The sequence below is a fragment of the Thermodesulfobacteriota bacterium genome, from assembly GCA_040757775.1.
Taxonomy (GTDB): domain Bacteria; phylum Desulfobacterota; class UBA8473; order UBA8473; family UBA8473; genus UBA8473.
In genome coordinates this window covers 157,984-169,518 of the sequence record JBFLWQ010000001.1, presented here as the reverse complement: position 1 = coordinate 169,518, position 11,535 = coordinate 157,984, and the positions used below count along the sequence as shown (strand labels likewise).

Genomic DNA, 11,535 nt, shown 5'->3' with positions numbered 1-11,535 from the left:
CAGGTGTTCAATGTCTTTTTGATGCTTCGAGTATGGTTATTCCAACAAGTTTTTCGCCCCGATATCTATGCAAAATACCGTCTTGCGACATTTCGGAATCCGTAGCCTTCTGTGGACGATCAAAACTGATATAAAGCGCGTCTGCTTCCTTGTCATAGTCTATCCACATTTTGGTGACAGGAAATTTTAACAGATGTGGCGTAGCTTTGAATACTTCTGCTAATGTCTCTTGCTTTAAGATTTCTTTTTCCATACTATCACCTCGTTTTCGAGTTTAATTTTCCTGGTAAAGTATGCAGTGATGATAAATCCATCATTGATAAATTCCTTATAAACGACGGCTAAAAATTTCATTTTGTCAATTTCCTGTAAAGCAATAAAAGCACCTCCGTAACCTTTGATAATATAATCTGCTTCTTCGACCGCTCGGAGAACTGTATCATAATAACCTGCTATATCATCATGGTTTTCGACGATATGTTTCCATCGTTCATCAGTGAGCCTTATCGGTACATTGTTAATGGATAAAGCAATGTCCGCCATTATAATTATTCCTTCTCATTTAAAGGTGCTTTTTTCAACTATGAGTATTTAAATAATTTCGCAACGTCTTTAAACACCTTCAAATCCTTTTCGTATTTCTCCCACGTTTCCTGCTTCACATACAGTGGAACATAGCAGCGTTCATTCTGCGCGGCATTGACATCATTGCACCAGACTTGCAGGCGCTTGATTTTTCTCACATCGTCCAGATCTTCTCTGCCTTTAGTCTCGGCAATGTAGGTTTCCTGTTCAGCTTTCTTGATGAGAAAGTCAGGATGAAAATCGTGGATGTTGCTGTCCTCACCCTGATATTCGATTTTAAAATTGAGCGTTTGGTAATTTTTGGCAAAGGAGATAATATCAACGCAGTTTTCCAGAAAGGCGGCAAATTCCAGTTCAAACTGGTTGTCACCGATAATTTTGTTGTAAACACTTCTTTGTGGAACAAGGTAGGGCTGGTTATCTACCACCAGAGGCTTGGTTTTCCGCAGCGAAATATAATTTTTTATTTGTGCGGAACCTTTATCTTTTATAGTTAACTCATCAATGGCTTTTTTGAATGCACCGTATATGGTCTGTTTTGCCTCGATTTCAGAGAGATTTCGTAAAATGACAGGGGCTTCAATGTTTACGCTTTTACCGAATAATTTTTGCCGAATAAACTGCTCCACTTTGGGATAGAGAAGATTAAATCCGCTCACCAGACGGCTTTCCTTGAGAATGGCCTGCGTAAAAAAACCGACCACGTTTCGATAATCAGGCAGGGTATCGGTAAACTCAATTTTATGGGAAAATTCACCGTCAATATCGGTAAACACAATTTCTTTCAATTCATTTTCGCTGAATTGTTTCATGGGAACGGGGGCGGCGTGCATGGCATCCACCTGAATATCCTCCAGATTTTTATAATCCCGATGGATGCGTGGGGATAAAACAGGAATTGGAATATCCAGTTTCTCCAAATCTTTTTTTGTATTGTCACTGTCTATTTCCACAATAATCGGGTTGCGGGATTTGGCCGTCTCCCCCATGGGTCTGTAGCTGAATTCCACACCTTCGGTTTTAATGGATTCCACAAATTCGATAAAGGCAGACGTGCCAACTACCACCAGTTCTTCCTTCACCTCCATGCCGAACATCTTGCGCAAGCCCCTACCCAGGGTTTGTTCAGGCAGAATTTTAGCAGGGGAGCCATAAGGACGCAGCCCCACAATGGTCATCACATTACGGACATCCCATCCTTCCCTGAGCATCATCACCGATACAACAGCTTTGTAGGGCGATGTGTCTTCATCCACGGTATCCGCTGCTTTGCGCAATTGTTCCAGTTCATCTTTATCCCTTTTGGTTTTTGTGGTTTCTGATATTTCACCGCTTTTCTTGGTGTGTATGAGCAACACGGAATCTTTGAATTCGGGATAATGGGATTCGAGATAATCTTTAGTCTGATTGGCTTCCTTGGTGTCCAGCGTCATTGCAAACAGAACAGGGGTTTTCTGGCTTTTTAATTCATCAAACTGTTTTTTCCATTCGATATAACCAAGATGGATAAAATCTTTATAGCGTTCCACAAATTCAGACGACGTCTTTTCGTTCAATTTCCCTCTCGAAGCCTCATCAGGCAGCACAGGCGATTTGACAATTCGCTGTTTGATGGCTTCCACAAGTGGGTAATCACAAATGGTCTGAACAAATATGGCGCCGTCATTGTGTTTGGGCGTTGCGGTATTGTCAATTTGCAGAGAGATTCCCTTGCCCTGTTTCAGTTTTAAATGATTGTTGATATCTTCAATGTTTTTGAACCACTGCATTTCAGGATCATGGATATGATGCGCTTCATCGTTCATCACCACCAGGTCTTTTATTTTAGCACTGCGTAGCACTTTCCCTAAATCCATCCCTTTGGAAGTATCGGCATCGGCAGGTGGTTTTTTACCTAAGAATTCTTCTTCCAGAGACAACTCTCTGTCATCATTCAGATAAACGCGATGGATATTGGTCAGGAATAGATTGCCTTCTTCGGTGATCGGTTTTAATTTGTCCTGAATATGCAGGGTCAGATGAAAAAAGTCGTTCTGCCAGTCACGGTCAGCATAACCGTTTTCCGGAATTAAAGGGTCTTCTCTGAAAATCTTAAAGTTGTCAAAATCCTTACGTAGCCTGTTCAGCACAATTATGTTAGGGGCAATAATTAGAAAATTGCGGGAAAGATCAGATTCGGGTTCATAGAGTTTATGAAAATATGACCAGACAAGGGCAAGAGTTAACACCTTTGTTTTTCCCGAACCCGTTGCCATTTTGATCACGTATCGAGGCCAGGTTTCGGAGAAATGACCTGTGCTGATACGATTGGAAGAATCGAAACGCATGAGGTCGTACTTGTCTCTGGCTTTGGCGATTTCATACAAATAGATGATAGATTCAATGGCTTCCCGCTGAGCAAAATAGTACTGGAAAACATCGCCGTTTTTCTTGCCTGCCTGCCGCGCCCTGCCCGGCGCAGGCAGATGGCCGTCCGGCTTGAACCAGAATTGCAATAATGCCTTTGTTGTATCTGATGCCCCTGAATAATTGCTGTCCCACCATTCTTTCACAGCTAAGCGTATTTTATAAACCAACGGCGGGATTAATTGCTCATAGGCTTTTTCTTGTAAGTCTTCCTGCGAAGGCGCCCAGCGGATATTGGGGTCAAGAATCTGATATGGGTTTTGTGGGAATTGGTTCATATTCTATTTCTTCTAATTCATTTTTTCTATCGAATCATTATTAATGGTCATAAAAGAATCTTGTGTTGTTATAGGGGGACACCCACTAGCTTTGTAAGCATCTTCTCTAAGATTTATCAATCCAGTCATCCCTCTGAGTAAACTGTGGAATCCATTGCCATTCTTTGAAGTCGAAGAAATGCCTTCTTTTCGGCAACTTCCTTTGATTTCCTAATTCGTCTCTAAACTCGATTTGCAGATCCATCGTCAGTTGTTCGCGATAATTATCATCAGTAGCTTCTTCTATTATTTGCCCCATTGTTTTTCCTTTCTTGTCTAGAAGCGGAGCAATCTCAAACCATCCTTGATTTACCTGTTGAGGAAACATATACCACGTCTTCTTTCCATTAAAGTCATCATGGTATCCAACGGACTGACCATAAAGTTGAAAATTACACCAGACTTTAGCTCTGAGTATTAGACTAGATGGGTTTCCGATCCGAAACATTGTGCGCCCTTTATCGCTTTTATCTTGAGTCAGAACCTCCATCATATAATAGGCTTGCAAAATGCTTTCTCGTTCCCACCTCGATCGAGTGATCGAAGCAATTAGGTTTGTATCATTGGCATAAATAATAAGGGCAACCAAAGTGAGGGTAATAACAATAAATGTTCCGACATCCAAAATATCCATGTTGGACGTACATGCAGTTCGATATACTACATAAGCGCCGTAGAGGAGGATCAAACCAATAATAACAAAAATGATTTTTCTCATTACTCAATCCTCTTGTACAATTACAGTAAGGGCCAACTTATTGTTTCGATTAACATTCTAGCGTCGAACCATCACCTTGACCAAAATCCGCAAGACTTTTGGAATCAGGTGTATGCCGTTGTTCGCTCAAAGCATTTTTTGTAATTCTTCCCGTGTAATATCACAATCCCTTAAAATTTGGGCAAGAAGTCCCCTTCCTATGGTTTCTCCACGATGGACAGGAACCACTGTGCACCGACCATCAGGATGTTGCAGAAAGTGATGACTTCCTTTGGTTCGTAAAACTTCAAACCCCATTTTTCTTAATGCGCTAATGAGCCGGACGCCCGTAACAGATGGGAATGTAGTCATACGGTTACCGCTACTTTTTGGATGCCGATAAACTCATTCGATGTTGGCTTCTCTACTTCAAGGCAGAGTTCGATAGCTTCTTTAATCCTCTTCATCAGGACATCAAGCGATTTTGCCTGAGTATGGCAGCCTCGAAGAGTTGGCACAGAGGCAACGAAATAACCATCCTCATCTTTTTCAATAACAACACTAAACTCTTTCATTTACTTATCCTTTCTTGTAGAAAACTGATTCACCGTGATTCAAAGGATTTCTCGTTTTACTCGAAATGACATTATTGTAACTTTATTTAAGAAAAGATGTACCAAGAAAATTCAATACATGCTCCGCAACGGTCCTTTCCTTCCCCCAGTAGAAGTGGTCAGCGCCAGGGATAACACTCATAGATTTTGGCTCTTGTAGAGAATCAAAGAGTTTTTCCATTTCTTTCTTTGGACATGCAAAATCCGAATCTCCAAAAAGTAGCAGTTTAGGTTTAAAAGACCCTTTGAGCAAGCTGAAGTCATACATGGCAACAGGAGGGGATATCCCAACCCAAGCCCTGATTCTATCATCCTTATCAGCAACCTGAAGGCCCACCATTGCCCCAAAGGAATATCCTACGAGAAAGATACCGTTGGTTTCCGATAGGGGTTCAAAATTTTGAACCCCTTCAGAAAGAAAATCAATTGCCCCTTCTACATCTTTTACTTCTTCTACGCCCCCACCATAGGTTCCCTCACTATTGCCAACCCCCCGGAAATTAAACCTTAGTGTAATAAAACCCTGTTCAGAGAGGGTATCTGTTATGCCTGTGACGACATTATTATGCATGTTCCCACCGTATTGAGGGTGAGGATGGCATACCACCACCGCAGGAGAGGGGTTATGGGTTTTTGTCAAGGTGAGGATGCCCTCTAACTTTATGCCTCCTGAATTGAAGAATACCTTTTCCTCTTTCATCTCTTTTACCGCGCATCTATTTTTCAGAGGGCAAGACTGTGCCTCAATGCGTCATCGACTCTTTCCATCAACTTGGGGGAAAGAACAGCAAGCCTTGTCGCCGACAGGCGGTTTTTATCAATGGTCCTGATCTGGGACAAATTCACTATAGAATCTTTTCTCAGGTTTTCGGATTTGGGAACGGCCACACAGATCGGATACGACGCCTTCTTTTGCGAATATTCGGTAATAATTGCCACGATTGTGGTTGGGGAGTATGTGTTGCCTATGTCATTTTGAATGATGAGCACAGGTCGGGTTTTGCCTGTTTCGCTTCCCAGAACCGGGTCGAGGTTGGCATAGTAGATTTCACCGCGTTTAACTTCTATCGGTGTCATGTTTTATGCTCCTTTCATGCCAGGTTTTCTGAGTCAACATATTTGAAATCTTCGGATATGCAGGCGTTCTCCTCGCTCAGCCCCTCGTACGCCGTCTTCATCTTCTCCTCAAATAATTCTCTTTCAATCCGGCTGATTTTTTCATCAATCGACTCCCGAACCAGTGCCGAGATCTTTTTCCCCTGCAGAGACGCTACTTCAGCCAGTTTATCCCTTGTTTCGCCCGGAACCTGGATATTAATTCTGACATGTTTTCTTTGCACTGCTAAAGTCATATTTCTGCACCTCCATTATACACCATTTTTATACATCATTTTATAGCAGAATTATACACCTTCGTCAACTACTTTTGATGAAGTCGTAAAAAGTCAAAAATCGGACGGCACAGTAAAAAGCTCCAGATGCAAGGCGCGCAAATCACGAGGAGTGAAGCGTACTTATAGTTACGCTGTAACGACGAGGGATGCAGCGCAACGCCGCAGATGGACTTTTTACGAAGCCGTCACTTTTCCATCTCAGACAGCTTCCTTACCCCAATTTTCATCGGCAGGAAAACAGCAAGAACGTTTATAACACCTACAGCAAAGAATGATAGCCATATTGCTATCCATTGCGAAAGATGAAGTTGGTGATGGGTTATCTGGGACATAAATATTATGTATACCGGCCATGCCTCCAACATAACTATCAGACCAATAAAGATCATACTGCATATCATGTAGACCACTCCGCCAAAGCTGGTTGCCATTTTTGCTACATTTTCTACATTGAATCTTGGATAAGAAGCCCCAATTCCAATAGCCAGGCTTATTATGCCAAAGGTCATACAGAATACGGTAATCGATGAGAGGAGCATCATGAAATTGCTGACCTTCAGAAGGTAATTTGACAGGATTATAAGGATCTCCGCTACTACCAGCAAAGGCAGGAGGTTGATAAAGAACTTGCTCCAGAGGAAACTTCTTATGGTTATGGGTGAGGTTCCGATTATCCAGAATGATGGTCCCTCCAGGCTTACAGCGGGGAATGCAAACCTTGCTGCTATAGCAGAAAGGACAAATCCAGCCAGCCCCATGTTTAAGAAAGAAATCAGGTTTTGCAGATAAAAGGTAGGGATAGGTGACCTGTCCAGGGGGAGAACACTGAAGTTGTATAGATACACGACAACCAGGGCAGCCAATAGGAACAACTGTGACCATTGTGTAGTATCTCTGAGGAAAGTCTTTATATCCTTTATTATTAAAGCCCTGGTTTGAGGAGAGAAGTGTCTGGTAAAAAAGGTGATAAGTCTATCTATTACCCTGGTCTTTGATATGGTGGATTTTTTAGCCTCTTGTGCTTTTGACCACCCGTCATAGTACAGATAGGAGGAAAGGTAATTTCCAATTACAATCAATGCCAATCCTGTACTTAAAAGGAGGAGTAAAAAGAAGACAGGACTGCCCGGGGAGTTTTGAAGAAGGGGGAGAATCGCCTCAGTTGCCCAATGGCTTGGGAGAAAAGGAGACGAAGGTGTCTTTAGTGCAGTAAGGTAAGCTGCTACAGCAGAAAATGTGTCAGGATCAACAAGCTTCTCTGGTCTGAGGAAGCGGAAAAGGAAATACAGTATTACTACAACTACAATAGAAAGCAGCAGAAATATATCTTTAGTCCTCTTTGCAGGAAATGCGTTTACCAAAACCATTGTCAGGATTATACCCAGTCCTGCCGGAATGATAAGGAAGGGGATTATTACACTGATCAGCCACAAATAGTATGTTAAAGATGCACCGTACACAAATCCATACGCGATAAACACCGGCAGTCCAAAGAGGAGTATCATCCACGAACTATCGACAATTGTCTCAATAAATCTTGCCAGATATATCTTGCTAAGGGAGACAGGGGCTGAATGTATCAGATTGAGGTCATCTGAAAGATAAAAGGTGGATAAGGAGGTTATTACATTACTGAAGAGTAAGATGGAAAAGAAGGTAAGGAATAGCATGGAAAGCAATCTTCTTGCCAGCAGGTCCCCTATGACCTCAATACCCTGAAAGTATGTTAAGACCCTGTAAACCCCGATAAATACCCCGATCCAGAAAAAGACAGCCAGCAACAGAAGCATGGTTGCCTTTGCCATTTCCCATTTATCCCGGCTGTTTATCCGGTTTTTTAAGGAGATTAGCCGTGGGGTTAACAGTAGAGTGACGTTTTCCATTTTTCTTTAACTATCTCTTAAGAACATCGATGATTCCCTTCATCTCTTCGCCACCAGTAAGTGACAGAAAGACAGATTCCAGCCTCTGATCCTTGGTATACTCTGCTTTATTTCTAAGCTCATCCATTGTCCCCAATGCAATTACCTTACCCTCCTGAATGATTGCTATCCTGTTACACATCTCTTCAGCAATCTCCAGAGTGTGGGTAGACATAAAAATGGTAGTACCCCGGGAGGACATCATCTTGAAAATCTCTTTAACCAATCTGGCACCTTTAGGGTCTAACCCCACCATAGGTTCATCCACTATTATCACTTTAGGGTTATGGATCAAGGCTGATGACATTACCAGTCGCTGCTGCATTCCATGAGAATACCCTTCTATCAGTTCGTTACCCCAGGGAGTAAGTTCAAAGAGTTCCAGAAGTTCAGAGATTTTACTTTCATAGCTATTTGTGTCAATACTGTATAGACCTGCCATAAAGCGAAGAAACTCTTTACCTGTCAGTTTTTCATAGAGGAAGGGACGGTCTGGAATAAAACCAACTACTTTCTTTGCTTCCATTGGATTTGTAATAATGTCGTACCCATCGATTATAACTCTCCCGGAGGTCGGTTTAAGCAGCCCTACCATTATCTTAATAGCAGTAGTCTTCCCTGCACCATTAGGCCCAAGAAACCCGAATATCTCCCCCGATTTCACCTCCAGATTGATATTGTCTAGTGCTTTTACCTTACTGTATCTCTTTGTTAGGTCAATGAGTTGAATCATTTGTGCTCCAGAATTTCTGCCTTTAGATGCCCGATCACCTTCATCATCTCAACCTGTTTATCGAGTTCACCCTCTACAAATCCTATATGGGTGGCATCTGCAGGGAATTGGTCCATAGTTGGGTCAAGGGACAGCCACTTTCCTACATATACTTCTGCCCATGCGTGATAATAAAAATTATTATCGGATAAAACAATGCCTGTAATGATCCTGGTTGGTATCCCCACTGCTCTGGTCAATGCTGTGAAAAGGGTTGTATGTTCGTTACAATCTCCAACCTTTGATTCCAGTACCTCAAGAGCGCTCGGGATACTTATGGTAGGTTTCTTATCTATGCTTTGATAGACCCACTCCATTATTCTTTTTGCTGCCTTTAAGGCATCTTTCTCATTTCCAACTATTCTCTTTGCTTCTTCTATTATCTTTGCATCGTTGCTCTGAACTAAATGGGATGGTTTGAGATGCTCCTCAAATCCCCTTTCCTTTAGAGGTAAAAAATATGTTTTGATGGTCTTGGTCTCTTCTCGGGTTATTTCGAGAATATCCCCTTTCAATACCTGTCTGCCACTTGTAAGGTTGAAATCACTCAGGGGAATACCCCTGAGTCTTACCTTCAGGTACTTAACAAGTTTGGGGTTTTCGATACGGATATTTACCGGTACGGCAGTAGACAGGATAATATCAGTACCGGTGCCTCTACCCCAGTTCTTTGTTAATGCCTCTTCTTTCGTCTCCTTTACCATTACCATTCCCATAGGACTTTCCTCTTTCAGTGTCTTGCCTTCTTCACTGATCCATGACCTAACCACTAAACCTCTGAAAGACTCTTTCAGGCGATATGCTAAAATGCTCTCATTGCCAATTTTGAGCCTTTCTTTTCCCTCAATCTTGACAACTATATCTTCATTGCTCATCGTTGAAGGGTCGAATATCGGGACTCTAAACTCCTTTCCGACAGTCAGTCCCTGCTGTAATAACATGAGCCTTAAGCTGCCCGGCAAATAAGGGGTTGTTTTTAATGGGATTTCCTTTCTAATATTACGTCCTCCTGAATGTATATACAGTTCCATCTCAGTTTCATTAACCTTTGCCTGGGCATGGAATTTAACCACGCCGGATTGAAGATCGAAACGAAACGATTTTATAGAAAAATCCCTGCCAAGGATAGCGTTTGTAAGAATTGTTATCTCCTGAGGGGTACCCATCACATTTAGCCTCATTAAGGTTCTCTCTGAGACCAGATAGATGTCGTTCCCCTTCTGGATATTTGTGACACTGTATCCGATCTTATCCTTACCCATATAGATGCCCATCCATTCTTCTCCTAAGATAAGGTCGGCTTTATCAATATCTGCCAGAGCCGGGGGCTGGGAGAATTCCGGGATATTAAAGTATGTCCTTTTGACCAGCAGCCCCATCATTACCAACCAGAAGGCAATGATGGAGATGGCCAGTATCTTAGAGTATCCTTTTAATATTTTCATTTTTCAGATTGAAAGGATTCAAGGATTCGAGGATTCAAGGGGTCAAGTGAAAACCTGGTCTTTCTACTCTTCTTGACCCCTCGAATCCTTGACCCCTCGAATCCTAAATTCTTAGAGACAAATTCTCAGATTGAATGTGTAAGAATCTAAATATACCTAAACGGCATGGGGGTAAAGGTTAAAACAAATGTAATGAGGGTTATCCACCCGATAATTTTCCTTCTTCTGTCCAGCGGTGTCCACTGGTCAAGTGGACGAGGGTGTCTTATCCCCATTAACAGGAGCAAAAACCCCCAGATAAACCATCCCTTCCAGCCAAAGAAACCCAGGGCAAAGAGGAAGAAAACGGTGATTATGGAAAGCCTTTTTTGTTTTTCTCCCATGATTGCATAGGCTACGTGTCCCCCATCAAGCTGTCCTACAGGCAGAAGGTTCAGTGAAGTAACCAATAACCCTATCCATCCGGCAAACCCTATGGGATGTAAGATAATATCGTAACTTTCCGGAAGAGAACCCAGGGTGAGTTTGGCAAGAAGGGAGAAAAGTATCGAAGAACCCAGGGCTGCACCACCAGGCTCAGTTGCTATTTTTACTTCAGACAACTTCAAGCCCATGATGAGAAAGGGGATGGAAACGATAGTTCCAACCAATGGGCCGCTAGCACCTATATCCAATAGGGTCTTTCTGTCCACTAAGGGTGATTTCATCTTTATAAATGCCCCGAAGGTTCCAATAAACGATGGGGCTGGGATAAAATAGGGTAGGGTAACATTGATATTGTGTCTTTTGGACATGATATAATGACCCAATTCATGGGACAGCAGAATAAATATCAATGTCAAAGCAAAGGGCATGCCCTTCACGATTTTAAAAGGGGTTTCTATGGGATTTACCCCCTGTTGAATCGCCCCGGCAATTATTGTTGTGGCTAAAGTTGCAACAAAAAGCAGGATGGCTATCTTAAATTTAGGCTTTGTTTCCTGGTCCATAGATTTCCTTTTATGTTTTTTCGGCTACTTTCCAGAAGGTCTTTACCGGATAATTCCCCTTCCTTAAAATTGTAGGGGCAGTTCACAAACCACCTTTCAGGGAGAAAAGTTGAGAATAGTCTTCCATAAGCCCCTTTAACGAGGGATAAAAGCTTTCCTCCCGGAAATTACCCCCCATATAAATTCCATGAATTTCTCTAAAGTAAGCTTTAAGGGCTTTTTCAAGTTTATCTTTTCCCTTTTTGTTCACTTGTTTTCCTTTAAACTATCAGGTGGTTGTGAAGTTTTATGGAGCAAAATTTAAGGAAGCGTAGCTTACCACAAAACCGTGTTAGCTGAACTTGGTCGCTTTTCTTTTATTGGCAAAATTATCAAAAGACAACTGACTATCAAT

General features: G+C 42.1%; 13 protein-coding genes. All 13 read right to left on the bottom strand.

Features of this window, described 5'->3' with window-relative positions; all coding sequences use genetic code 11:
• Nucleotides 1-7: 7 nt before the first annotated feature.
• The 13 genes from AB1401_01000 to AB1401_00940 all read right to left on the bottom strand — a co-directional run bounded on the left by AB1401_01000 (nt 8) and on the right by AB1401_00940 (nt 11,141).
• Entirely contained in the window at nt 8-253 is a 246-nt protein-coding gene (locus AB1401_01000) for a DUF2283 domain-containing protein (GenBank protein MEW6614041.1), read from the bottom strand.
• Entirely contained in the window at nt 235-543 is a 309-nt protein-coding gene (locus AB1401_00995) for a hypothetical protein (GenBank protein MEW6614040.1), read from the bottom strand. Before AB1401_00995 ends, AB1401_01000 begins: the two co-directional genes overlap by 19 nt.
• A 38-nt stretch (nt 544-581) precedes the next feature.
• The gene (locus AB1401_00990; protein ID MEW6614039.1) at nt 582-3,269 is read right to left on the bottom strand and encodes a DEAD/DEAH box helicase family protein; all 2,688 of its coding nucleotides are present in this window, start codon (nt 3,267-3,269) and stop codon (nt 582-584) included.
• 106 nt (nt 3,270-3,375) lie between these two features.
• Nucleotides 3,376-4,026, bottom strand: a complete 651-nt coding sequence (locus tag AB1401_00985) for a hypothetical protein (GenBank protein ID MEW6614038.1) — start codon at nt 4,024-4,026, stop codon at nt 3,376-3,378.
• A gap of 126 nt (nt 4,027-4,152) precedes the next feature.
• On the bottom strand, nt 4,153-4,377 hold the full coding sequence (locus AB1401_00980) for a type II toxin-antitoxin system HicA family toxin (protein MEW6614037.1): 225 nt from the start codon (nt 4,375-4,377) through the stop codon (nt 4,153-4,155).
• Nucleotides 4,374-4,580 carry a type II toxin-antitoxin system HicB family antitoxin gene (locus AB1401_00975; protein MEW6614036.1) on the bottom strand — a complete coding sequence of 69 codons (207 nt, stop codon included), beginning with the start codon at nt 4,578-4,580 and terminating at the stop codon, nt 4,374-4,376. Before AB1401_00975 ends, AB1401_00980 begins: the two co-directional genes overlap by 4 nt.
• 82 nt (nt 4,581-4,662) lie before the next feature.
• Complete coding sequence (locus tag AB1401_00970) at nt 4,663-5,319, bottom strand: alpha/beta fold hydrolase (GenBank protein MEW6614035.1); 657 nt, start codon at nt 5,317-5,319, stop codon at nt 4,663-4,665.
• Between the two features lie 23 nt (nt 5,320-5,342).
• Nucleotides 5,343-5,696, bottom strand: coding sequence for a type II toxin-antitoxin system PemK/MazF family toxin (locus tag AB1401_00965; protein MEW6614034.1), 354 nt, complete (start codon nt 5,694-5,696; stop codon nt 5,343-5,345).
• 14 nt (nt 5,697-5,710) lie between these two features.
• A complete protein-coding gene (locus AB1401_00960) occupies nt 5,711-5,971 on the bottom strand; it encodes a hypothetical protein (GenBank protein ID MEW6614033.1) in 261 nt (86 codons plus the stop codon).
• A 227-nt stretch (nt 5,972-6,198) separates the two neighbouring features.
• Nucleotides 6,199-7,896, bottom strand: a complete 1,698-nt coding sequence (locus tag AB1401_00955; protein MEW6614032.1) for a hypothetical protein — start codon at nt 7,894-7,896, stop codon at nt 6,199-6,201.
• A gap of 10 nt (nt 7,897-7,906) precedes the next feature.
• On the bottom strand, nt 7,907-8,668 hold the full coding sequence (locus AB1401_00950) for an ABC transporter ATP-binding protein (GenBank protein MEW6614031.1): 762 nt from the start codon (nt 8,666-8,668) through the stop codon (nt 7,907-7,909).
• Nucleotides 8,665-10,152 carry a transglutaminase-like domain-containing protein gene (locus AB1401_00945; GenBank protein MEW6614030.1) on the bottom strand — a complete coding sequence of 496 codons (1,488 nt, stop codon included), beginning with the start codon at nt 10,150-10,152 and terminating at the stop codon, nt 8,665-8,667. Before AB1401_00945 ends, AB1401_00950 begins: the two co-directional genes overlap by 4 nt.
• Before the next feature lie 146 nt (nt 10,153-10,298).
• Entirely contained in the window at nt 10,299-11,141 is an 843-nt protein-coding gene (locus AB1401_00940) for a site-2 protease family protein (GenBank protein MEW6614029.1), read from the bottom strand.
• Nucleotides 11,142-11,535 lie beyond the last annotated feature (394 nt).